This is a genomic window from Mycobacterium sp. IDUB_5, from assembly GCF_055419565.1.
Genome location: NZ_JBVAXX010000002.1, coordinates 304,431 through 325,832, shown reverse-complemented (window position 1 = coordinate 325,832; position 21,402 = coordinate 304,431). Strand labels below are relative to the sequence as shown.

Sequence of the window (21,402 nt, the reverse complement as noted above, 5' to 3'; positions counted from 1 at the left end):
AACTTACTGTGCGCCAGTCTCTTTCAGGCCGGATGAGTTGCGCTCGATCGAGCCCGAGGGTAGCCTTACTCGAAGCGAAGGGGAGTAGCCCCCAATCAGATGGTCGACACACTGGCTCTGCGCCTGCGCATCAGCCCGGTCATCTGAACCGGACTTCGGGTTCGGTGGGCGAGACCTTCGGCCGTGCATCGTTTTTCGGTTGCCGGCCGGAGGCATGACCCGATCCGGCCGACAGCCACGAGTAGAGGAGTTTGTCGGTGATCGCCGCCCTGCTGCTGAGTTTCGCCGTGATCTTCGTGGCCGAACTCGGCGACAAAAGCCAGCTGATGGCGATGATGTTCGCCCTGCGCTACCGGTGGTGGGTGGTGTTGTCGGCGATTCTCGCGGCTACAACGGCTGTGCACGTGCTGTCGGTCGCGATCGGGCACTACCTCGGCGCCGCCCTCCCCACGCACCTCCTCGGCCTCATCGCGGGCGCGATGTTCGTGTTCTTCGGCCTGTGGACGCTGCGTGGTGACTCGCTCACCGACCAGGAGGCCTCCCGGGCGCAGCGCGCCACCGCGCCGGCGTTCTTCGTGGTCACTTCGGCGTTCATGCTGGCCGAGCTCGGTGACAAGACGATGCTCGCCACCATCACGCTGGCCGCCGACAACAACTGGCTGGGTGTGTGGATCGGCTCCACCATCGGCATGGTCGCCGCTGACGCGCTGGCCATCCTGGTGGGCGCGGTGGCCGGAAAGCACCTGCCGGAACGGGTCATCCAGGTGGTCGCCGCGGCGTTGTTCGGGGTGTTCGGCATCTTCATGGTGGTCGACAACCTGCGTCCGGGTCTGCCCGCGATGGTCGGTATCGGAATCGCGGTCGCGGTCGTCGCTGTCGTGGGACTCGTACTACGAGCCCTGCCCGAGCGTCTACGGCCCGCGGTGCTGCGGCCCGCGGCGCAGTTGCCCGCCGAAGCTCCTCCCGTGGAAGCCGCCCGGGACTAGATCGGTGCCACCGACCGGATCGCGATCTGCTCCGTTTCGCACATCCGGCACGTCAGGGGTCGAACGTTCAATCGCACGTTGGCAATTCGCAGAGCGCGTCGGCACATCGGGTAGGGGCATCCGCACGACAAGGTGACCCACCATTGCGCGGGGTGCGCCAGCGGGCCGCAGAAACGTCGGCATGTGCACAGGATGTCGGGCTCGAAATCCAGGTCCGCCAACGACGGTTCCAGCAAGGTGGTCACGGCCCCCAAGGCTAAAGTGAGGGTCGAGGGTTTTGCGGGAGGCGCGCGCGGACCCGGACGTCGAACTCGGCACGCTGATCACGAGCAGTTCAGCGTGACCGTCACTTTCGGCTTCGGGAATCTCGTGAAGACGGTGATGTCGTCGTCGTCGATCGGGATGATCTGCGCCGGACGCGAGAAGGTGTTCACGTTGGTCACCTCGCACTCGTCGAGCGGGGCGCTGCCGACGCGGTTGATCCGGACATCAGCGCCAGAAGCCTTGAGCTGGTTGATGGTCGCCACGGCGTTGCCGCCGGAGCCGCCGCTCGAGTTGGGGGCGGCCTGGGCCGTGGCGGCCGTTGCCAGCATCGCGCCCGCGGCGATCAGGGTGGCGGTGATGGTTCTGGTCATGTTGAAAACTCCCTGTGGTGTCTCTGTGAACATGTCAACCGAAGACACGGTGCCCGCGGCCGAATGGTTCACCGTCACCGAAAAAATGCGCGCACCGAATCCGGCGGGTCAGTGGCCGTCGGCGTAGTGGGTGTCGAGGATGGCGCGTGAGAGCGGGTAGGCGCGCAACGCTGCCGAGGTCGCCACGCCCAGCTCGTCGACGACGGCGGCGTCGAGTCCTCGCGTGGTGACCACGTCGGCGATCCAGGCCACCGTCTCGGGGATCGGTCTGCTGTCGCCGGTCAACAGGACCGCCGCAACCGCATGCAGCAGCTGGTTGAGCGCATCGATGGCCATGGCCGTGTCCGCGGCGGCGAGGCGGCCGCCCGCGGTCACCGACCAGGATGCGGCGAGCCCCTCGACGATCCTGCGGTGGTCGTGTTCGAGATCAGCTTGCTCGGCTGCTGCCTGCGGTGGCAACGGCGAGACGGGCGGAACCACCGGGGGCAGGCTCGCGATCGCGGCCAGTGCCCCGTGCGCGTCGGCCGCCCACGCCGTCGCGCCGAGAGCCTTCGCGCGCACGTCGTCGATTCCGAACGCGGGCCCGCCCACCACGATCGGCACTCCCGCGGCGGTGCTGGCCTCGATGAACCGCCGCGTCGCCGGCAGCGATCCCAAGACCGAGCAGCTGACCGCCACCGCCTCAGGGCCGTGGTCCTGCAGATACTGGTTCAGCCGTACAGCAGATGTGGCCGCACCCATCAGGATGCTGTCCCACCCGGCGCTGCGCAGTGTGCAGTCGATGATCATGGCGGGCAACGCATGCCACTCCCGCTCGGCGCAGGCGACCAGGACCCGGCCGCGCGTCGGCGCCACCGCCCGCACGTGCCGGCCCACCGCTTTGGTCGCGGCCACCGCCATCGCGGTCGCGGCGTGCTCCTCGGCGATGGTCCACTCGCCGCGTTGCCACCGCTCCCCGTTGTCGCGCTGCACGGCGGCGACCACGTCGGTCAGCACCGTCACGGGGTTCAGCCCGTCAGCCAGCATGCGCTGGATCAACGACTGCACCCCCGCGGCGTCACGCGTGGCGACCACATCCCGATACGGCTGCACCCGCTCGGCGGCGCTCGACGACGACGAAGGAGGAGTCGAGCCATCGGGCCCGCTCGACGACGACGAAGGAGGAGTCGAGCCATCGGGCCCCCTCAGCCCGGACACGTCACCGCCAGTACCGCGATGTCGTCATGCGGTCGGCCGTCGACGTACTCGACGACCTGCTGTTCGACCACCTCGCACACCACGTCGGGGGAGGCGCCCGCGTATGCGGGCAGAAGCCCGATCAACCGCTCCACGCCGAACAGGCCCTGCGCGCCGTGCGCCTCGTCGACGCCGTCGGTGAACATCAGCATCGTGTCGCCGCGTTCCAGGCGCAGCGAAATGGTCCGGTACTCGACGTCGGGGATCATCCCGCAGGCCGTGCCGAACACCTCGAGCTGCTCCACGTGCCCGTCGTTGCGCACGACCAACGGTGCCTGGTGGCCCGCGGTGGCCAACTCGACATCGACGTGCGAGCCCGACTCGGCTATGTGTATCCCGGCGCAGAGCACCGTCACGAACTGCTCGGGTCGTGTCTCGTACAGCACGCTGTTCAACGCCCGCAGGAGCATGGCCGGCCTGCGGTCGAAGTAGGCGGCGGTGCGAATGCTCTGCCGGGTACGTCCGGTCAGCGCGGCCGCTTCGACGCCCTTGCCGCTGACATCGCCGAGCGTGATGAGCCAGTCCCGGTCCGCGCCGAGCACGTCGTAGAAGTCGCCGCCGATGTCGATGTGTTCGGCCGCCGGTCGATACCGTGCGGCCAGGTGGAGGTGGTCGACCTCGGGCAGCGACGGCGGCCGCAGGGCACTGCTGAGCACGGTTGCGATCTGCGTGCGCTCCTCGTAGAGGCGGGCCGAGTCGAGCGCGATCGCGGCTCGGGCCGCGAGGTGGCCGGCGAACGCGGTGTCCTCGGCGTCGAACGTTCCGCGGCGGCCGAGGAGCAGCGACCCCAGCGTGGCACCGCGCGCGTTGAGCCCGACGGCCAGAAGGTGCGTCAACCCCAACGCGGCGACCTCGGCGCGCAGGGCGGGATGCGGCAGCAGCTCGGCGAGCGACGGGTCGCCGACATCGGAGCTGACGTCGCTGTTTCCCGTGCGCAGCACCCGGTCCAGACGGCTGCCGGCGATCGCGGTCTGCGAGATCGTCGCGGTGAATCCCACCGACTCACCGCCCTGGAGAAGGAGCCCGCCGGTGCGCGCGTCCGGCATCGCCAGCAGAGCCCAGTCGGCGAGTTCGGGTTTGAGCAGCGTCAGGAGCCGCATCGCCGTGCGTCTGGGGTGCAACGAGCCGGCGAGGCCCAGCTCGACCTCTTCAGCCAGTTGAGTGCGCGTGCGAACGGAGCACCTCCGATTTCAGCCCTGTGCCCATGGACATGCCAACCTCAGACATGGTCCAACGTAGTCGTCGCCGGTGTCGATACGCGCAGGTCGGCGAATCCGGTCGGCCCGACTGTTCCGGCTCTCCGTTAACCTGTAGCCGGTTGTCGGCACCGGCACCGAGTCGAACGGGTTCAGACTGCAGCCTCATGACATCGTCGCCCCCTGCAGGGCGTAGAGAGAAGAGGCATCGCGCGTGCAGCAATTCAGCGAACACCAGGTCAACGGCGTTGTCGTGATCGCCGCTGCCGGTGCTGTCGACATGCTGTCCGCGCCCCAACTCCAGGACGTGATGAGTGCGGCAGCGGATCGCCGTCCCGCCGGGCTGATCCTCGACATGACCGAGGTCGACTTCCTCGGGACGGCGGGCATGGAAGTGCTCGTGACCACGCGCAAACAGCTCGATGGCACCACCCGATTCGCGGTCGTTGCCGATGGTCCCGCCACCAGCCGCCCCCTGACGATCATGGGCTTGGCCGATTACATCGAACTGTTCTCGTCATTGGATGACGCGCTGAGCGACTTCGCTGGTTGAATGTTTGGTGTTCTGAGGGCCAGGGAACAGACGCATCGCTGAGCGGCCAGGCCGCTCCCTGGACTGGAGATGATCCATCCGGGCACAACACTGAAGAGGGAGCGCTCCCGTGGGTGACAACAATTCTGGTCCCGAAGAAGCCGTCAAGGGTGTCGTCGAAGACGTCAAGGGCAAGGCCAAAGAGGTCGCTGGAGTCGTGACCGGCCGCGATGATCTGCAGCGCGAGGGTGAGGCTCAGCAGGACAAGGCCGAGGCCCAGCGGGAAGCGGCGCAGAAAGAGGCCGAAGCCGAGAAGGCGCGCGCCGAAGCCAAGGCCAACGAGGCCCGTCAGAAGGCCGAGCAGTAATAGCCATGACGCAGTGATGTCCGTGTCATGACCGTCACGTCCATTCGGAGCAGGTCATCAGACTGTCGAAGCTTCTCCGTGGCTTCGACAGAGCTGACTGTTGCGACCAGGACGCGCGGTCGTGGCCGGGCGAAAGAGGCGACGGTGGCGATCGCCGGTGAGGTGGACGCCGCCAACGCCAAACATTTCGCGCATACGATCCGCGAGGCCGCCGGCGCCTCACGCGCGGTGGTCGTCGACCTCACCGCTGTGGCGTTCATGGCGTTCGACGGTGCGTCGGCACTGTATGCGCTCAGCGCACACTTCTCCCGCGAGGACGTGGAGTGGTGCGTCGTCGGAAGCCCCGCGGTGACCCGGGTGTTGGCGCTCTGCGACCCCGAAGGACTGATTCCGCGGACCGATATCGCTATTCTGCGCGGAGCCGAACCGGCCTGAGTGAACCGGCGGGCCACGGATGACAGGTGTCGCGGCCGGAGTTCGAGACCATCTCCCTGCCGTGTCGCGGTGTGATCTGGCGCTCATTTCGCGTGCCGCAATCTAAGAATCCTGAGTGCGCCGACTTCGTCACATTCGGTAACAACGATTGCGGATCGGCCGTCCCGCGCTGTTCACCGAGTGTTTGCTCGTTGCCATGGCAAGGTAACGAATCGATAACCAAGAGAAGTCTAAGTATGTCTTGAGAGTTTCGCGTCGACCACGGGCGCAAGTGACCTTTGGCACCTCTGACCTTGATATTTCGTCGTTACACTCGGTCCAGACCGCGCCCATGAGGGTTGCTGACAGACGTAATCGGACCCGGGCGACGTCGCCCCGGGGGAGGTGAGACTTCGATGGCCAAATTTGCGATGCCCATGGTGAAAGCGATGCGCAAGCATGCTTCTGCGCCCGACGAGACCGCTGGGACCGACGTGGCAGTTGTGGACCACGCCGACGGCATGCGTCGTCTGACCGTGGGACGCGGACCGATCGGCGACCTCGCGGCCGGACCCCGCGCCGTTGCCGTCGCGAATCCGACCCGCGACACCCTCACGCTGCTCGATCCCCACACCTTGGACGAGCGTGCCGTCGTGCGCCTCGGTGGCGAGCCGACCGGTGTCGTGGTCAGCGATGACCGCGCCTACGTCGCCGTGACCTCCGCTCAACAGGACATGGTGATGGTCGTCGATGTGGAGACCGCCGCCGTGACGGCGACCTTCCCGGTCGCGTCCGGCGTCACCGCGCTCGCGGTCGGACCCGACGGCAAGCGGCTCTACGCGGGACGTGCAACCGGTGATCGCGTCGAAGTGACGGTCATCGACGTCACCGCCGAGCGCGCCGGCACCATCGACATCGGGCAGGGCCCGGCGGCCAACATCGATGCGCTGGCGCTCGATCCCCGCGGACGGCGCCTCTTGGTTGCCGTCACCGACGATCGGGGGAGCCAGCTGGTCATCGTGAACGCCGAGACGACGCGCGTGCAGCAGGTCGTGCCGGTCGGGTCGCCGCTGCGCGACCTGGCCTGCGCGGGCGACACCGTGTACGCGCTGACCTCCGACCGCGAAGTCGGTGGCGCCGTTCACGTCATCGATTTGGCTACCGCCCGCGTCGCCAGCACGGTCGTCGTGGGCGGAGCCCCCACCCAGCTGTCACTCAGCCGCGACGAGGCGCGTGTCTATGTCGTCGACTACGACCGGGTGCACGTCATGTGCACGGTGCGGCTCGAGGTCGTCGACGCCATGACCGCACCGGCCCGGCCGTCATGCGTGGCGCACAGCGCTGATGGTGGCGAGCTGTTCCTCGCGGATTACGCCGGGGATATGACCGTGCACGCGGTCGAGTCGACGCTCGGCATGCTCTACTCCCAGTTCCTCGCGACGGAGCCGTTCGCACTGACCGCGCCGCGCACCCGCCAGCCGGTCACCGTCTGAGTTCCGCTCAGCGCCACTGATACCGGGTCTTCGGTCTGCCCGCCTTGCCGTAGTCGGTCTCGCGGCGGACCGTGCCCTCGTCGGCCAGCCGCTCCAGGTAGCGCCACGCCGTCACCCGCGACACCCCGATCTGCTTGGCGACCGTGTCCGCGGTGACGCCGGCGTCGCCGGAATCGCGGACCGCGCGGGCGATCTCGTCGTTCGTGCCCGGAGCGATACCTTTCGGTGCGGCCGCGCGGTCGGGCCCGATCCGCAGCTCGGACAGCGCACGGTCGACCTCGGCCTGGCTGGCGGCGTCGGTACCGGCCGGCAGGGCCTCGCGATAGCGCGCGTACCGCTCGAGGCGATCGCGGAACGCGGCGAACGTGAACGGTTTCAGCAGGTATGCCAAGGCCCCGTGGCCGACCGCGGCCCGCACCATCTCCAGGTCGCGTTCCGAGGTGATCGTGATGATGTCGGGAGCAGGGCGCAGCCCTGACAGCGCCGATGCCAGGGCGATACCGTTCGCGTCGGGCAGACCAATGTCGAGCAACACCAGATCGATCGCCGCGCCGTCGGCCGCCGCCTCCGAGGCCGCGCGCATCGCATCCCGGGCGGTGTGTGCCACCGCCGCCACCGTAAAGCCTTGCAGGCGGCCGAGATACGCCTGATGTGCCTCGGCGATCAGCGGCTCGTCCTCGACGATCAGAACTTTGATCACGCGCTGACCTCCACAGTGACCACCGAGCCGTAGGTGATGTCGGCGCGCAGCGAGCCACCGTGCCGCTTGACCACCTGAGCCACCAGCGCCAGCCCGAGGCCGTGCTGTTCGGCGTCGCTGCCTGTCTTGGTCGAGTACCCGCGCCGCATCGCCTTGTCGAAAGTCTTGGCGTCCATGCCTTCTCCGCTGTCGGCCACCCGGATCAGTAACCGTTCGTCGCTGTGGTTGACCGTGACCTCCACCCACGGATCCGATTTGTCGCAGGCATCCATCGCGTTGTCGATCAGGTTGCCCAACACCGTGACCATCTCCGAGCCGGTGAGCGGATGCCCGTCGCCGGCGGGCAGGTGGGTGTCCTCGGTGACGGTCAGCTCGATCCCGCGTTCGTCGGCCTGGGCGGTCTTGCCGAGCAACAGAGCGACCAACGCGGGTTCGGCGACCGCGCCCGACAGACGATCGACCAGATGCTGGGACAGCTCCAGCTCGGCGGTGGCGAACCGGACCGCCTCGTCGGCACGCCCCATCTCCACCATCGTCACGATGGTGTGCAGGGTGTTGGCTGCCTCGTGAGCCTTCGCGCGCAGTGAATCGGTGAGCACCTTCAGCGAGTTCAATTCGCCGAGCGCGCCCTGTAATTCGGTGCGATCGCGGATCGTCACCACCTCCGACGTCCGTCCGGCCGACGCCACCGGTGAGCGATTGACCACGAGCACGCGGTCGTCGGTGACGTGGACCTCGTCACGGGCCCCGGGCGCGAAGGACTGCAGGAATTCCGGCAGGTCCGCTCTGTCCACGGCGCCGGCGGGCAACGACAACAGCCGTCGCGCCTCGTCGTTGACCACCGCGACTCCGTTGCGGTCGAGCACGATGAGGCCCTCGGACACGGAGTGCAGGATCGCGTCGTGGTGGTCGTACATCACCCGCAGCTCGTCGGGCCGCAGACCATGGGTTTGGCGCAGCAATCGCCGCCGGATACCCCAGACTCCCACCAGAGCGACGGCGAGGGCGCCGGCGCCCACCGCGGCGATCACCGGCCACTGCGATCGCCACCGCTGCGCCAGGCTCTTCTGCAGGATGCCGGCGGCGACCAGGCCGACGATCCGGCCCGATCCGTCGCGCACCGGTGCAACGGCGCGGATCGACGGTCCCAGCGTCCCGGTGTAGGTCTCGGTGAACGTCTCACCGCGCAGCGCCGGCTCGATGGTGCCCAGATACTTGCCGCCGATCTGAGTGGGGTCGGTGTGGGTGAACCGGGTGCGGTCGGGGGCCATGATCGTGATGAACGCGATGTCGGTGTGGGTGCGCACCAGCTCGGTCATCGGCTGCAGGACCTCGGTGGCACGGCCCGACTCGATGGCCTGCGCTGTCGACGGAGCGTCGGCGAGAGAGGTGGCGATCCCCACGACCTGGTCGCGCGCCGACGCGTCACCGTCTTGGCGTGCATCGATTAGCGCGAGAACGCTGCCCGCAGCCACGATCAGCGCGATCACCAGCACCTGCAGCGCGATCGCCTGGCCGGCCAGCGAGCGCGGCCAGGCCACCCGGAACCGTCGCATCGTCGCGCACACCCTTCGCTGAACGAAATGAACTAAAACGTGACCTGGCTCACGCCGTGGCAGACCATCCTTTCAGACCACATCGTCACCCAAGCTCGGAGGAACCCCATGACCACCACCGTCGACCGGCCCCCCACACCGGAAGCGCCCAAAAAGCGCGACCGTACCCACTGGCTCTACATCGCCGTCATCGTCGCGGTGATCGCCGGCGTCGGCGTCGGCATCCTCGCCCCGGAAGTGGGCAAGAGCCTCGGGGTGCTCGGCACGATGTTCGTCGCGCTGATCAAGATGATGATCGCGCCCGTCATCTTCTGCACGATCGTGCTGGGCATCGGCTCGGTCCGCAAAGCCGCCACCGTCGGCAAGGTCGGCGGGCTCGCGTTCGTGTACTTCCTGGCGATGTCGACCTTCGCGCTGGCGATCGGTCTCGTCGTCGGCAACCTGTTGCACCCGGGCACCGGCCTGAACATCAGCTCGACCACGGCCGCCAAGGGCGCCGAACTCGCCGACAAGGCACATGAGGCCGGCGGGCTGATGGACTTCGTCCAGGGCATCATCCCCACGTCGATGTTCTCCGCGCTGACCGAGGGCAGCGTGCTGCAGGCGCTGTTCATCGCATTGCTGGTCGGCTTCGCCGTGCAGGCCCTCGGCTCCACCGGTGAGCCCATCCTGCGCGGTGTCGAGCACCTGCAGAAGCTGGTGTTCAAGGTCCTGAGCATGATCCTGTGGCTGGCCCCGATCGGCGCCTTCGGCGCGATCGCCAACGTCGTCGGCCAGACCGGCTGGTCCGCGGTGGGGCAGCTGCTCACCCTGATGCTCGGGTTCTACATCACCTGTGCGATCTTCGTGTTCGGCATCCTCGGCTCGCTGCTGCGGCTGGTCTCCGGGATCTCGATCTTCAAGCTGGTCCGCTACCTGGCTCGCGAGTACCTGCTGATCGTGTCGACCTCGTCGTCCGAGTCGGCGCTGCCCCGCCTCATCGCCAAGATGGAGCACCTCGGTGTGGACCGCTCGACCGTGGGCGTGGTCGTTCCCACCGGCTACTCGTTCAACCTCGACGGCACCGCGATCTACCTGACCATGGCGTCGCTGTTCATCGCCGGTGCGCTGGGTGACCCGCTGTCCATCCCCGAGCAGATCGGCCTGCTGGTGTTCATGATCGTCGCCTCCAAGGGCGCGGCCGGTGTGACGGGTGCAGGGCTGGCGACGCTGGCCGGCGGCCTGCAGGCACACCGCCCCGACCTGCTCGACGGCGTCGGCCTGATCGTCGGCATCGACCGGTTCATGTCCGAGGCCCGTGCGCTGACCAACTTCTCGGGCAACGCAGTGGCCACGCTGCTGGTCGGTTCCTGGACCCACACGATCGACAGGACCAAGGTCGACAACGTGCTCGCCGGGCGAGATCCGTTCGATGAGCTGACAATGGTCGACGACGGACACGGCTCACGCGTTCAGGAGCCGCAACAGGAGAAGGTCCCTGCCGCGGTGTAGGACGCGAGGAGGAAAGACCCGGCCGGTGCTTCCCGGCCGGGTCTTTTCATTGCGCGAGCAGACGCGAACTCGAGCATGTCGTGCGGCGTGTCACACGAGTTCGCGACTGTTCGCCGGAAAAATCTCAGCGGTCGGCGCGCTGATAGGCCGTCACGACCGCCGCGCCGCCCAGCCCGATGTTGTGCTGCAGCGCCGCCGTCACGCCGTCGACCTGCCGCTTGTCGGCGTCACCGCGCAACTGCCAGGTCAGCTCGCTGCACTGGGCCAGGCCCGTCGCGCCGAGGGGATGGCCTTTCGAGATCAGCCCGCCCGACGGATTGACCACCCAGCGTCCGCCGTAGGTGGTGTCCCCGTCGTCGATCAGCGCCGGCGCCTCGCCGGGCCCACACAGGCCGAGGGCTTCGTACAGCAGCAGCTCGTTGGCCGAGAAGCAATCGTGCAGCTCGATCACCTGGAAGTCCTGCGGGCCGAGCCCGGACTGGTCGTACACCTTCCGCGCAGCCTGCACGTTCATGTCGTACCCGATGATGTTGGCCGCGCTGCCGTCGAACGTCGACGCGAAGTCGGTGGTCATCGACTGCCCGACGATCTCCACTGCCCGGTCCGCCAGTCCGTGGGAATCCACGTACTCCTCACTCGCCAGCACCACGGCCGCAGACCCGTCGGACGTCGGCGAGCACTGCAGCTTGGTCAGCGGATCGGAGATCATCTTCGCGGCCAGGATGTCCTCGAGGCTGTATTCGTCTTGGAACTGCGCATACGGGTTGTTCACCGAATGCTTGTGGTTCTTGTAGCCGATCTTCGCGAAGTGTTCGGCGGTGGTGCCGTACTTCTGCATGTGCTCGCGGCCCGCGGCGCCGAACATCCACGGCGCCACCGGGAACTGCATCGCGTCGACCTCGTTGAGCGCCAGAATGTGTCGCTTCAGCGGTGACTCGCGATCGTCGGCACCGCCACCGAGCGAACCCGGCTGCATCTTCTCGAAGCCCAGCGCCAGTACACAGTCGGCGAGCCCGCCGCGGATCGACTGGGCGCCCAGGTACAACGCCGTCGACCCTGTCGAGCAGTTGTTGTTGACGTTGACGATCGGGATGCCCGTCATCCCCAGCTCGTAGAGCGCCCGCTGTCCCGACGTCGAATCACCCGAGCAGTACCCGACGTAGCCCTGCTCTATTTCGGTGTACTCGACACCCGCGTCGGCGAGCGCCTTGGTCCCGGACTCACGCGCCATGTCCGGATAGTCCCAACCTTCTCTGCGGTCCTGATGGTCCGCTCCGCCAGCTCCGCGTCCGCCGGGCTTCTCGAACTTCGTCATCCCCACGCCCACGACGAACACTCGCTTCATGTGCTGATCCCTTCGCCAATCGCGACCGGCCCGCCGGGCGCTGGTGTACATCTGAGTAGAACACGTTCCATTTTCACGAGGAGTCGACATGGCGTTGCGCGTCGTGCAGTGGGCGACCGGTGGGGTCGGCGTGGCCGCCATCAAGGGCGTACTCGAACACCCTGAACTCGAACTCGCCGGGTGCTGGGTCCACTCGTCGGCCAAGGCCGGCCGCGACGTCGGGGACCTGATCGGCGCAGCCCAGCTCGGGGTCACCGCCACCGACAGCATCGACGAGATCCTCGCGATGGACGCCGACGCGGTCATCTACGCCCCGCTGATCGCCAACCCCGACGAGGTGATCGCGCTGCTGAGTGCCGGCAAGAACGTCGTCACCCCGGTCGGCTGGCTGTATCCCAGCGAGCGCAGCGGCGCGCCCCTGCGGGAGGCCGCGCTGGCCGGCAACGCGACACTGCACGGCACCGGCATCGCGCCCGGCGGTATCAGCGAGAAGTTCCCGTTGATGCTCTCGGCGATGTCGACGGGCGTGACTTTCGTGCGCGCCGAGGAGTTCTCCGATCTGCGGACGTATGAGGCCCCTGACGTCCTGCGTCACGTGATGGGTTTCGGCGAGACGCCGGACAAGGCGCTGACCGGGCCGATGCAGAAGATGCTCGACGCCGGGTTCATCCAGGCCGTGCGAATGTGCGTGGACCAGTTGGGTTTTCACGCCGATCCGCGGGTGCGTGCCACCCAGGAGATCGCTGTGGCCACCGCGACCATCGAATCGCCGATGGGTCCGATCGAGCCGGGGCAGGTGGCGGGCCGCAAGTTCCACTGGGAGGCACTGGTCGACGGTGAACCCGTGGTCCGGGTGACGGTGAACTGGTTGATGGGGGAGGACCACCTCGATCCCGCATGGACCTTCGGCCCGGCCGGGCAACGCTACGAGATGGAGGTGCGGGGCAACCCCGACTTCACCGTGTCGGTGACAGGATTCCAATCCGAAATCGGCGGAGAGGGGCCCGAATACGGCGTGGTCGGGACAGCCGCCCACTGCGTGAATTCGGTGCCCGCGGTCTGCGCCGCACCGCCGGGCATCGCCACCTACCTGGACCTCCCCCTGATCAGCGGCAAGGCGGCACCGCACCTGTAGAGGAGAACACGATGTGCCGCCTGTTCGGGATGCACGCCGGCGCGCCTGTGCCGGTGACGTTCTGGCTGCTCGACGCCCCCGACAGCCTGGCTGAGCAGAGCCGCCGCAATCCCGATGGCACCGGGTTGGGTTACTTCGACCCAGCGGGCGAGCCGGTCGTGAACAAACAACCGCTGGCCGCATGGCGGGACGCCGAATTCGCCAGGGAGGCCCGCGACGTCGTCGCCAGCACGGTGCTGGCCCACGTGCGCTACGCCTCCACCGGCGCCCCCGACGTCACCAACACCCACCCCTTCGTCCAGGACGGCCGGCTGTTCGCCCACAACGGCGTCGTCACCGACCTGGACGCGCTCGACACACGCCTGGCCGAGCTCGGCTGCGCTGATCTGGTTGTGGGACAAACAGATTCGGAGAGAGTGTTCGCACTCATCACCGGCGCCGTGCGGGCCCGCGACGGCGACGTCACCGCCGGGCTGATCGACGCGGTGCGCTGGCTCGGCGCCCACGTCGGTGTGTTCGCGATCAACATCCTGCTCTGCACCGCGACCGAGATGTGGGCGCTGCGCTATCCGGACACCCACGACCTGTTCGTGCTCGACCGCCGCACACCCGCCGAGCACGCCCGCTGCGAGATGCGCAGCAGCAGGATCAATGCGCGTGCCGGCGACGGCCCGTCGGTGGTGTTCGCAACCGAGCGGATGGACGACGACCCCGCCTGGCGCCCCCTCGGCGACGGTGAACTGGTTCATGTCGGCCCCGGGTTGGACCTCACGTCGACGACCGGCGTCCTCGAGCCGCCCCGGCATCGCCTGAGCGTCGCCGATCTGAACCCCGAGGCGGCGGCCAGTCAGATCGTCCGGTAGAGAAGAGGGGTGACGTTGCCCCATAGAACGACGACGAGTCGTGGCCTCGTGCTGGCCGGTGGCGGATTGGCCGGAATCGCCTGGGAGACGGGCATTCTGTTGGGGATCACCGACGAGGCGCCCGCCGTGGGACAGGCGCTGGTGGCTTCCGACGTGCTGCTGGGGACCTCGGCGGGATCGACGGTCGCCGCCCAGCTGTCCAGTGGCCTCGCCCTGGAGGAGCTGTTCGCCCGCCAGCTCTCCGAGACCTCGCACGAGATCCACCCCGGGGTCTCCGTCGACGGCATCACCGCACTGTTCCTGGACGCCGTGATGACCCCCGGCGCCACCAAGGAGCAGAAGCTGCAGAAGATCGGCGCCGTCGCCGCGGCCACCGACACCGTCGACGAGTCGGTGCGCCGCGCGGTCATCGCCCACCGATTGCCATCACACGACTGGCCCTCGCGCGATCTGAGGATCACTGGAATCGACATCGCGACAGGCGAACTCGTGGTGTTCGACCGTAGCTCCGGCATCGAGTTGATCGACGCGGTGGCCGCCAGCTGCGCGGTGCCCGGCGCCTGGCCGCCGGTCACCGTCGCTGACCGGCGCTACATGGACGGCGGCGTCGGCAGCTCGGTGAACATGTCGGCCGTCTCCGACTGCGACACCGCCGTCGTCCTGGTGCCGTCCGCGTCCGATGCGCCGTCACCGTGGGGCACCGGCACGGCCGACGAGATCGCTGCCTTCCCCGGTGCCACGGTGGCCGTCTTCGCCGACGCCGACGCGCTGGAAGCCTTCGGCCCCAATCCTCTCGACCCGGCCTGCCGGGCGCCCTCCGCGCAGTCCGGGCGCGCCCAGGGCCGGCGCGAAGCGGCCCGCGTCGCGCAGTTCCTAGGTCTCTGAGGCTGCGACGGTCGCCTCGAGCGTGTCGAGCGCGGCGCTGGCCAACTCCTGCCCGATGTCGATCACCTCATTGGCGCGATGGAAGTCCAGGCTCCGGCACACCGTGCGCGGCACCTCGATCAACAGGTCGGGCGGATAGGCGGCCAGCGTGTGCCGGGCCAACGCCGCCTGCGCGATGTCGATGACACGATTCATCACCTCGAAGCCGCCCAGCTTCGGCACCAGCGGCATCACCGGTTCGCTGGGAGCCTCCACGGGCTCGTCGTCACCCACGACGAACCGACCCAGCACGGCCCGCCCCGTCGGGGTGTCGAGTAGTGAGCGGGCGGCCTTCGAGTCCAGCAGCGACGACGAACTGCGCCACATCCGGTTCAGCCAGTCGCCGGTGGCCTGCCGGGGTACCCGGTCGCGACGGTGTGCCTCGGGATCGTCGCCGGAGAGGCTCACCGCGATCGTGACGTCGGCGGCGACGGCGGCGATCGGGGCCATCGGCAGCGGATCGAGGATTCCGCCGTCGGCCAGCAACCGGCCGTCGAGTACATGCGGGGTGATGACACCCGGGATCGCGATCGACGCGCGGATCGCGTCGTCGACCGGACCGCGTTGCATCCACACCGACTTTCCCGTGATCAGGTCGGTGGCCACCGAGGTGTAGGGAATCGGGAGGTCCTCGATCCTCACCTCGCCCAGGATCTCCCGGACCGCGTCGAGGATCTTCTCCGCCCGCAGCACGCCTGCCGATGTGATCGACGGATCGAGCAGACGTAACACCGCACGCTGGGTCAGCGAACCGGCCCATGTCGTGTACTGGTCGAGCCGTCCCGCGGCCTCCAGTCCGCCCACCAGGGCACCCATCGACGACCCCGCGATGCCGACGATCTCGTGGCCCCGCTCGTGGAGTTCGTTGATCACCCCGATGTGGGCGTACCCGCGGGCGCCTCCGCTGCCCAACGCCAATGCGACCCGCATCCGCCCATTCTCGCTTGCATGAGCCGGCCGCGACGGGCAACCCTGTCCCACATGATCGGAACACTGCGTTCAGTCGTCGTCGATTGCCCCGACCCCCTCCGCCTGGCGCGCTTCTGGGCCGAGGTTCTCGGTGGCGACATCACCCAGGAGGACACAGACTGGGTCGTGGTCACCGGCCCGGACGGGCGTCGGCTGGCGTTCCAGCTCTCTCCCGAGCACCAGCCGCCGCAATTCCCCGACCCGCACGCCTCACAACAGATCCACTTCGACGTGATGATCGAAGAGGACCACCTCGAGGCCGCTCAGGCGGAGGTGATCAAGCTGGGCGCGACGTGGGTGCAGGACGTCGACGAGGACCGGTTCCGGGTGTATCGCGACCCGGCCGGCCACACGTTCTGTTTCGTCTGGAACGACTAGCCGCACAGCGCGTCGGCGGCCGACTCGACCGCCACGATGATCGCGGACTGCTGACCGGGCGACAGCTGCGTCCAGCTCTTGTCGAATTCTCCCGATCCCACCGTCGGTGCGCTCTGCAGCATCTTCAGGTACGGCTCGATCTGCGCCTTCGGATCCCCGCCGCGGGTGTCCATGTACGTGCGCGCAGCACGGCAGTTCTGGAAGTAGTCGTCCTCCGTGGATTCCGCGGGTGCGCCCACCTTGGTCGTCACCCCGCCGGGTGAGACGGCCACGGCGTTCGGAGCCAGCGATTCGGTGGTCGTGGGGGCCGTGCTCGGCTGGGCGAGCGGTGACGACGACGTCTCGGTGGTGGGCGTGGACGGGGTGGGATTCGAGGAGCAACCCGCCACGGCGAGGGCGCCCGCCGCGACGAGGACAGCGATCCGGACGGCAGAGGGGACCATTCCGCCAATGTAGCCGCGAGGTGCGCAATTCCAGATTCACGGTGAGATTAACTCCGGGACCTGGCGAAGCGTCGGGTCTCGTGCCACAGTGGGAACGTGCGTAACGGAATGACTCGGGAGTGTTGTCGGGCCTGACCCCGACCCCCCATCCGTCCGTTCCCTTCCTGGAGTTCTCCCATGGTTCTCGCGCCTACCCGGCTGCGCCCAGCTGACCTCTTGCACGCCACCGACAGCTACGCCTCCGACGTCCTCGGCGGCCGCTACGACGACATCCTGCCGGTCGGCGGGCCGCCCACGACCGAACGGTGGTACACGCGGCTGCACGGCGACGACGAGCTCGACGTCTGGTTGATCAGCTGGGTACCCGACCACGCCACCGAGCTGCACGACCACGGCGGCTCGCTCGGGGCGCTCACGGTTCTGTCTGGAGCGTTGCATGAAACACGTTGGGATGGAAAGAAACTGCGCCATCGTCGGCTCGAGGCGGGCGATCAGGCCGCCTTCCCGCTGGGGTGGGTGCACGATGTGGTGTGGGCACGTGAAAGCGTCACGGTGCCCTCGCCGATCTCTACGCCGACCCTGAGCGTGCATGCCTACTCGCCGCCGCTCACCGCGATGTCCTACTACGAATTGTCCGAACGAAACACGTTGCGGCGCAAACGGACCGAATTGACCGACCAACCGGAAGGTAAGTGACATGGGAAGCCGCATCGATGTCGTGCTCGAGAACGCCCGCACGAAGATCAACCGACTGACCGCAGACGAGCTGCCTGCCGCGCTGCGGCGCGGAGCCATCCTGGTCGACATCCGACCCGCCGCGCAGCGGGCCATCGAGGGCGAAGTGCCCACCGCGCTGATCATCGAGCGCAACGTGCTCGAGTGGCGACTCGACCCCACCAGCGACGTCCGCATTCCGCAGGCCGTCGACGACGACGTCGAATGGGTGATTCTGTGCTCGGAGGGCTACACCTCGAGCCTGGCCGCCGCGGCGTTGCAGGAGATCGGCTTGCACCGCGCCACCGACGTGGTCGGCGGGTACCACGCGCTCAAGGGTGTGCTGGTCTACTAGCCGGTTCAGCTGTTCTCGTCGCTGCGCAGCAGCGGGCGCAACTTCTCCGTCTTCGCCGCAGACCACCCCGGCGGCAACAGGATCGAGGCCCACGCGTCGGCGACGTTGCGCACGTAGACGTGGCCATGCCCGTCGGGCACGTCGACTGCCACCGCCATGTCGGCCGACACCTGCAGGAACGTCACCACCGGAATCCACTGCATGTCAGGGGAGACGTCATAGCCACGTGGCTCCCGCAACCAATCCGGTTTGGCGAACAGGAGATCCGGACTCCACCAGGCGATCGGATCCGACGCATGCTGAAGGTAGACCGCGCGCGGCTGCCCCCACGGATCGTGCGGCCTCTGCAGATCGCGAGGCTCGGCGACGAATCGCACGTTCTCGCCCTTGTCGTAGATCGGTAGCCATTGCGGCGAACCGGGATCGCGATTGGCGGTCAGATCGGTCCAGATCGTGTTGTTGAACGTCGGACCGCTGAACAACGCGCCGTCGGTGCGGGCGATCAGGTTGTTCAACGCCAGGAACGGCGCCTCGCCACCGAAGGAGCCGAGGCTCTCACCGAACACCACGAGCTTGGGTCGCTGCGCCTCGGGCATCGCGCGGACCAACTCGTCGACGGCCTCGAACAGCGCCTGGCCCGCCTGCCGCGCGTTCTCCTTGTCAACGAGGAACGACAACCAGCTCGGCAGGAAGGAGTACTGCATCGACACGATCGCGGTGTCGCCGTTGTACATGTACTCCAGGGCAGTGGCTTCGGCCGCGTTGATCCAGCCCGTGCCCGTCGTCGTGGCCACGGCCACCACTGCGCGGTCGAGACCGCCGGTGCGCTGCAGTTCGCGCGCGGCCAGCGCCGCGGTGGCCTTGATCCCGACCGCCGAATTCAGGCCCGCATAGGCGCGGATCGGCTCGACCGCCGGCCGGCCGTTGAACGCGCTGAGCTCGGAGACCGACGGCCCACCGCCGACGAACATGCGGCCCTGGTGGCCCAGCGACTCCCAACTGACCAGCGACCCTGGACCGCCTGAGCGCAGCGGCGTCTCGGGAGCCGGATTGTCGGGATCGGTCTCGTCGTTGACCGCGGCGAACGTGCTGTTGATCGTGCTCATCGCGAACCGTACGACGACGCCGTTGAGCAGCGCGATCGTCAACGCCAACAGCAACGTCACCACGATGACCGCCGAAACCCGAGGCGGCGCAACACGATCGAGCTGCCGAACCAGGTAGCTAACCAGTCGGCGGATCAGTTGGCCGATCTCGACGAAGGCGAACAGCGTGATCACCGAGATGACGGCCGCCAGGGGATAGTCCCAGAACGTCAGCCGCGGCACACCCATCAGATCCCGGACGTTGTCCTGCCATTCGTGGAACCAGATGATCGCCAGGATCATGCCGACCGCACCCACCACGACGAGGATCAGCCAGGCGCGGCGAGGAGCCGGCGGGCTGGAATCCTTGGACCGCATGTAGCGCACCAGCCACACCGAGAAGACGCCGAGCAGGTATCCGAAGGCCCCGGCGCCACCGCTGACCAATCCCTGGAACAGGGGACCCCGCGGCAGCAGGGACGGCGTCAGCGACAGCCACAGCAAGACGAGACCGACCGCAGTGCCGGTGAACGTGTAGTGGCGCTCCCACCACGGTTTCCGGGTTGCCTCCGCGGGCGGCTCGGCCGTCGGCGGGGCGGCGGTGGCGGTCACGAGGGCATGGTAGCGGTGGGTGTCAGCGGTGGGAGAAGTTCGGCGAACGCTTCTCGGTGAACGCGGCCATGCCCTCGCTCTGATCGTCGGTGGCGAAGGCGGAGTGGAACAGCCGGCGCTCGTAGAGCAGACCCTCGGCAAGCGTCGACTCGAAGGCGCGGTTCACGGCCTCCTTGGCCATCCGGGCCGCCGACAGCGACATGCCGGCGATCGTCGCCGCGGTGGCGGCGGCCTCCTCGAGCAGGGCGTCGGCCGGGACCACGCGCGACACCAGCCCCGCTCGCTCGGCCTCCTCGGCGTCCATGGTGCGGCCGGTCAGGATCAGGTCCATCGCCTTGGCCTTCCCGATGGCGCGGGTCAGCCGCTGCGAACCACCCATACCCGGCAGAACACCCAGCTTGATCTCGGGCTGACCGAATTTCGCGGTGTCAGCGGCGATCAGGATGTCGCACATCATCGCCAGTTCGCACCCGCCGCCGAGTGCGTAGCCGGCGACGGCGGCGATCGTCGGTGTGCGCGTGGCTGCGAACTTGCCCCACGCGGCGAAGAAGTCCGACGAAAACACCTCGGCGAAGGACAGATTCGCCATCTCCTTGATGTCCGCGCCTGCGGCGAACGCCTTCTCGTTGCCGGTGAGCACGACGGCGCCGATACCGGGATCGGCATCCAATTCGGCTGCAGCGGAGGTGACGTCGTTCATCACCGCAGTGTTGAGGGCGTTGAGCGCCTTGGGCCGGTTCAGCGTGATGGTGGCGACCCGGCCCTCGCGGGTGACGAGGATGGTCTCGTAGTCAGTCATGATCGCTCCTGGTGCGTGTCGACGGTCTAGAAGGTCAGGTCAGGGTCGGCGGGGGCGAAGTACGCGGCCACGTCGGCCTCGGTGACAGCTCCCAGCGTCGGCGGGGACCACTGGGGGTTGCGGTCCTTGTCGATGATCTGCGCCCGGATGCCCTCCACCAGATCTGCTGACCGCAACGCCGCGCACGAGGTCCGGAACTCTTGTCGCAGAACGTCTTCCAGGGTCGGCAGCGAGCGGGCGCGGCGCACGGCCTCCAAGGTCACCGACACCGCGACAGGGGAGCGGGAGCTGATCAGCTCGGCGGCCTCGGTCGCGGCGGGGATGCCTTCGCTTCCCAGTGCGTCGATGATCTCGCCGGCGGTCTGGCCCGCGTAGCAGCGGTCGATCCACTCCTGGTGTGCCGTCAGCTCGCTGGGCGGCGGCTCCTGGGCGTAGGTGCTCACCGCGTGGTCCACGCCGTCGCTCTCGATCGCCGCGACGAACTGTGCGAGATCGGCGTGGGGCACGTAGTGGTCGGCGAAACCCATGGCGATCGCATCTGCTGCGCGGAAGGGGGCGCCCGTCAGCGCGGCGTGGACGCCGAGATTGCCGGGCGCGTGGGCCAGGATGTGGGTGCCGCCGACGTCGGGCACGAAGCCGATACCGACCTCCGGCATGGCCATCTTGGTCGTCTCGGTGACCACGCGGACGCTGCCGTGCGCGCTGATGCCCACCCCGCCACCCATCGTGATGCCGTCCATCAGTGCGACATACGGCTTGGGGTAGCGGCCGATGTAGGCGTTGAGGAGGTATTCGTCGTGCCAGAACCGGCGTGCCTCGGCACCGCCGGCCTTGGCGCTGTGGAAGATCGCGACGATGTCGCCGCCCGCGCACAGGCCACGCTCGCCGGCCCCTGACACGACGACCGCGCGAACGTCGTCGTCGTGTTCCCAGGCCGTCAGGGCGGCCGCGATGTCGGTGACCATCGGGTGGGTCAGCGAGTTGATCGCCTTGGGCCGGTTGAGGGTCAGGTGCCCGACTCCGTCGCGCACCGTTACTAGGAGATCCTCGTTTCCGTCCACGCCAGCAATCTAGATCGTCGCCCCTGATCGGAGGGCGCCGGGTAAGGTTCCTGTGAGAAGGCTGGGAACAGATTCGATTCTCGGGAACTGTCCCGGCGCGTCGATCGTTCAAC

23 protein-coding genes are annotated in these 21,402 nt (G+C 68.0%); 12 read left to right on the top strand and 11 right to left on the bottom strand.

The genetic code is table 11. The features are described 5' to 3' along the window. Nucleotides 1–257 precede the first annotated feature (257 nt). Entirely contained in the window at nucleotides 258–986 is a 729-nt protein-coding gene (locus tag ACZY1G_RS06655; protein WP_463821935.1) for a TMEM165/GDT1 family protein, read from the top strand. 323 nt (nucleotides 987–1,309) lie between these two features. On the opposite strand, the gene ACZY1G_RS06650 is transcribed toward ACZY1G_RS06655, so the two are convergent. The 3 genes from ACZY1G_RS06650 to ACZY1G_RS06640 all read right to left on the bottom strand — a co-directional run bounded on the left by ACZY1G_RS06650 (nucleotide 1,310) and on the right by ACZY1G_RS06640 (nucleotide 3,957). Then, nucleotides 1,310–1,621, bottom strand: coding sequence for a hypothetical protein (locus tag ACZY1G_RS06650; protein ID WP_463815392.1), 312 nt, complete (start codon nucleotides 1,619–1,621; stop codon nucleotides 1,310–1,312). 108 nt (nucleotides 1,622–1,729) lie between these two features. Then, nucleotides 1,730–2,818 (bottom strand): cobalamin B12-binding domain-containing protein, encoded by a 1,089-nt coding sequence (locus ACZY1G_RS06645; RefSeq protein WP_463821934.1) that lies wholly within the window; start codon nucleotides 2,816–2,818, stop codon nucleotides 1,730–1,732. Then, nucleotides 2,806–3,957, bottom strand: a complete 1,152-nt coding sequence (locus ACZY1G_RS06640) for a PP2C family protein-serine/threonine phosphatase (RefSeq protein WP_463815394.1) — start codon at nucleotides 3,955–3,957, stop codon at nucleotides 2,806–2,808. The genes ACZY1G_RS06645 and ACZY1G_RS06640 overlap by 13 nt, the downstream gene beginning before the upstream one ends. A 310-nt stretch (nucleotides 3,958–4,267) precedes the next feature. Here ACZY1G_RS06640 and ACZY1G_RS06635 point away from each other — a divergent pair, with 310 nt between their 5' ends. From ACZY1G_RS06635 to ACZY1G_RS06620, 4 genes are all read left to right on the top strand, one after another. Next, complete coding sequence (locus ACZY1G_RS06635) at nucleotides 4,268–4,606, top strand: STAS domain-containing protein (protein WP_463815395.1); 339 nt, start codon at nucleotides 4,268–4,270, stop codon at nucleotides 4,604–4,606. A gap of 109 nt (nucleotides 4,607–4,715) precedes the next feature. After that, nucleotides 4,716–4,952: a microaggregate-binding protein 1 gene (gene mbp1, locus ACZY1G_RS06630; RefSeq protein WP_463815397.1), complete on the top strand. Its 237-nt coding sequence runs from the start codon at nucleotides 4,716–4,718 to the stop codon at nucleotides 4,950–4,952. A gap of 78 nt (nucleotides 4,953–5,030) precedes the next feature. Further along, nucleotides 5,031–5,387: an STAS domain-containing protein gene (locus ACZY1G_RS06625; RefSeq protein ID WP_463821933.1), complete on the top strand. Its 357-nt coding sequence runs from the start codon at nucleotides 5,031–5,033 to the stop codon at nucleotides 5,385–5,387. 395 nt (nucleotides 5,388–5,782) lie between these two features. After that, complete coding sequence (locus ACZY1G_RS06620; protein WP_463815399.1) at nucleotides 5,783–6,859, top strand: YncE family protein; 1,077 nt, start codon at nucleotides 5,783–5,785, stop codon at nucleotides 6,857–6,859. A 7-nt stretch (nucleotides 6,860–6,866) separates the two neighbouring features. Here the strand turns inward: ACZY1G_RS06620 and ACZY1G_RS06615 are convergent, their stop codons facing one another. Beyond that, on the bottom strand, nucleotides 6,867–7,559 hold the full coding sequence (locus tag ACZY1G_RS06615) for a response regulator (protein WP_463815400.1): 693 nt from the start codon (nucleotides 7,557–7,559) through the stop codon (nucleotides 6,867–6,869). Beyond that, nucleotides 7,556–9,115: a sensor histidine kinase gene (locus tag ACZY1G_RS06610; RefSeq protein ID WP_463815402.1), complete on the bottom strand. Its 1,560-nt coding sequence runs from the start codon at nucleotides 9,113–9,115 to the stop codon at nucleotides 7,556–7,558. The genes ACZY1G_RS06615 and ACZY1G_RS06610 overlap by 4 nt, the downstream gene beginning before the upstream one ends. Nucleotides 9,116–9,223: 108 nt before the next feature. Between ACZY1G_RS06610 and ACZY1G_RS06605 the strand changes: the two genes are divergently transcribed. Then, nucleotides 9,224–10,606, top strand: a complete 1,383-nt coding sequence (locus ACZY1G_RS06605; protein ID WP_463821932.1) for a cation:dicarboxylate symporter family transporter — start codon at nucleotides 9,224–9,226, stop codon at nucleotides 10,604–10,606. A 124-nt stretch (nucleotides 10,607–10,730) separates the two neighbouring features. On the opposite strand, the gene ACZY1G_RS06600 is transcribed toward ACZY1G_RS06605, so the two are convergent. Continuing rightward, the gene (locus tag ACZY1G_RS06600) at nucleotides 10,731–11,951 is read right to left on the bottom strand and encodes a lipid-transfer protein (RefSeq protein WP_463815404.1); all 1,221 of its coding nucleotides are present in this window, start codon (nucleotides 11,949–11,951) and stop codon (nucleotides 10,731–10,733) included. Nucleotides 11,952–12,039: 88 nt separating this feature from the next. Between ACZY1G_RS06600 and ACZY1G_RS06595 the strand changes: the two genes are divergently transcribed. From ACZY1G_RS06595 to ACZY1G_RS06585, 3 genes are read left to right on the top strand one after another with little or no spacing between them, the layout of a single operon-like run. Then, entirely contained in the window at nucleotides 12,040–13,086 is a 1,047-nt protein-coding gene (locus ACZY1G_RS06595) for an NAD(P)H-dependent amine dehydrogenase family protein (protein ID WP_463815405.1), read from the top strand. An 11-nt stretch (nucleotides 13,087–13,097) separates the two neighbouring features. Further along, nucleotides 13,098–13,949: a class II glutamine amidotransferase gene (locus tag ACZY1G_RS06590; RefSeq protein WP_463815406.1), complete on the top strand. Its 852-nt coding sequence runs from the start codon at nucleotides 13,098–13,100 to the stop codon at nucleotides 13,947–13,949. Between the two features lie 15 nt (nucleotides 13,950–13,964). Then, complete coding sequence (locus tag ACZY1G_RS06585; RefSeq protein WP_463822217.1) at nucleotides 13,965–14,834, top strand: patatin-like phospholipase family protein; 870 nt, start codon at nucleotides 13,965–13,967, stop codon at nucleotides 14,832–14,834. Here the strand turns inward: ACZY1G_RS06585 and ACZY1G_RS06580 are convergent. Beyond that, on the bottom strand, nucleotides 14,823–15,803 hold the full coding sequence (locus ACZY1G_RS06580) for a patatin-like phospholipase family protein (protein WP_463821931.1): 981 nt from the start codon (nucleotides 15,801–15,803) through the stop codon (nucleotides 14,823–14,825). The two genes, ACZY1G_RS06585 and ACZY1G_RS06580, sit on opposite strands and share 12 nt — an antisense overlap. A gap of 18 nt (nucleotides 15,804–15,821) precedes the next feature. Between ACZY1G_RS06580 and ACZY1G_RS06575 the strand changes: the two genes are divergently transcribed. After that, nucleotides 15,822–16,220: a VOC family protein gene (locus ACZY1G_RS06575; RefSeq protein ID WP_463815408.1), complete on the top strand. Its 399-nt coding sequence runs from the start codon at nucleotides 15,822–15,824 to the stop codon at nucleotides 16,218–16,220. Here the strand turns inward: ACZY1G_RS06575 and ACZY1G_RS06570 are convergent. Beyond that, nucleotides 16,217–16,663: a lipoprotein LpqV gene (locus tag ACZY1G_RS06570; RefSeq protein ID WP_463815409.1), complete on the bottom strand. Its 447-nt coding sequence runs from the start codon at nucleotides 16,661–16,663 to the stop codon at nucleotides 16,217–16,219. The two genes, ACZY1G_RS06575 and ACZY1G_RS06570, sit on opposite strands and share 4 nt — an antisense overlap. A 177-nt stretch (nucleotides 16,664–16,840) precedes the next feature. On the opposite strand from ACZY1G_RS06570, the gene ACZY1G_RS06565 reads away from it, so the two are divergent. Both ACZY1G_RS06565 and ACZY1G_RS06560 read left to right on the top strand, forming a co-directional pair. Further along, complete coding sequence (locus ACZY1G_RS06565) at nucleotides 16,841–17,359, top strand: cysteine dioxygenase (protein ID WP_463815410.1); 519 nt, start codon at nucleotides 16,841–16,843, stop codon at nucleotides 17,357–17,359. Nucleotide 17,360: 1 nt separating this feature from the next. After that, entirely contained in the window at nucleotides 17,361–17,732 is a 372-nt protein-coding gene (locus tag ACZY1G_RS06560) for a rhodanese-like domain-containing protein (protein ID WP_463815411.1), read from the top strand. A 5-nt stretch (nucleotides 17,733–17,737) separates the two neighbouring features. Here ACZY1G_RS06560 and ACZY1G_RS06555 read toward each other — a convergent pair whose 3' ends face one another. Genes ACZY1G_RS06555 through ACZY1G_RS06545 form a run of 3 tightly spaced genes read right to left on the bottom strand, consistent with a single transcriptional unit; the run spans nucleotide 17,738 to nucleotide 21,289 of the window. Continuing rightward, nucleotides 17,738–19,429, bottom strand: a complete 1,692-nt coding sequence (locus tag ACZY1G_RS06555) for an alpha/beta hydrolase (protein WP_463821930.1) — start codon at nucleotides 19,427–19,429, stop codon at nucleotides 17,738–17,740. A gap of 22 nt (nucleotides 19,430–19,451) precedes the next feature. Next, nucleotides 19,452–20,228, bottom strand: a complete 777-nt coding sequence (locus tag ACZY1G_RS06550; protein ID WP_463821929.1) for an enoyl-CoA hydratase — start codon at nucleotides 20,226–20,228, stop codon at nucleotides 19,452–19,454. 26 nt (nucleotides 20,229–20,254) lie between these two features. Next, entirely contained in the window at nucleotides 20,255–21,289 is a 1,035-nt protein-coding gene (locus ACZY1G_RS06545; protein ID WP_463821928.1) for an enoyl-CoA hydratase/isomerase family protein, read from the bottom strand. Nucleotides 21,290–21,402 lie beyond the last annotated feature (113 nt).

Bases quoted from the DNA above. Each gene is read 5' to 3' on its own strand.
- ACZY1G_RS06650 (WP_463815392.1), bottom strand. From the start codon at position 1,621: ATGACCAGAACCATCACCGCCACCCTGATCGCCGCGGGCGCGATGCTG.
- ACZY1G_RS06640 (WP_463815394.1), bottom strand. From the start codon at position 3,957: ATGCGGCTCCTGACGCTGCTCAAACCCGAACTCGCCGACTGGGCTCTG.
- ACZY1G_RS06620 (WP_463815399.1), top strand. From the start codon at position 5,783: ATGGCCAAATTTGCGATGCCCATGGTGAAAGCGATGCGCAAGCATGCT.
- ACZY1G_RS06610 (WP_463815402.1), bottom strand. From the start codon at position 9,115: ATGCGACGGTTCCGGGTGGCCTGGCCGCGCTCGCTGGCCGGCCAGGCG.
- ACZY1G_RS06605 (WP_463821932.1), top strand. From the start codon at position 9,224: ATGACCACCACCGTCGACCGGCCCCCCACACCGGAAGCGCCCAAAAAG.
- ACZY1G_RS06600 (WP_463815404.1), bottom strand. From the start codon at position 11,951: ATGAAGCGAGTGTTCGTCGTGGGCGTGGGGATGACGAAGTTCGAGAAG.
- ACZY1G_RS06595 (WP_463815405.1), top strand. From the start codon at position 12,040: ATGGCGTTGCGCGTCGTGCAGTGGGCGACCGGTGGGGTCGGCGTGGCC.
- ACZY1G_RS06590 (WP_463815406.1), top strand. From the start codon at position 13,098: ATGTGCCGCCTGTTCGGGATGCACGCCGGCGCGCCTGTGCCGGTGACG.
- ACZY1G_RS06580 (WP_463821931.1), bottom strand. From the start codon at position 15,803: ATGCGGGTCGCATTGGCGTTGGGCAGCGGAGGCGCCCGCGGGTACGCC.
- ACZY1G_RS06575 (WP_463815408.1), top strand. From the start codon at position 15,822: ATGAGCCGGCCGCGACGGGCAACCCTGTCCCACATGATCGGAACACTG.
- ACZY1G_RS06570 (WP_463815409.1), bottom strand. From the start codon at position 16,663: ATGGTCCCCTCTGCCGTCCGGATCGCTGTCCTCGTCGCGGCGGGCGCC.
- ACZY1G_RS06565 (WP_463815410.1), top strand. From the start codon at position 16,841: ATGGTTCTCGCGCCTACCCGGCTGCGCCCAGCTGACCTCTTGCACGCC.
- ACZY1G_RS06560 (WP_463815411.1), top strand. From the start codon at position 17,361: ATGGGAAGCCGCATCGATGTCGTGCTCGAGAACGCCCGCACGAAGATC.
- ACZY1G_RS06550 (WP_463821929.1), bottom strand. From the start codon at position 20,228: ATGACTGACTACGAGACCATCCTCGTCACCCGCGAGGGCCGGGTCGCC.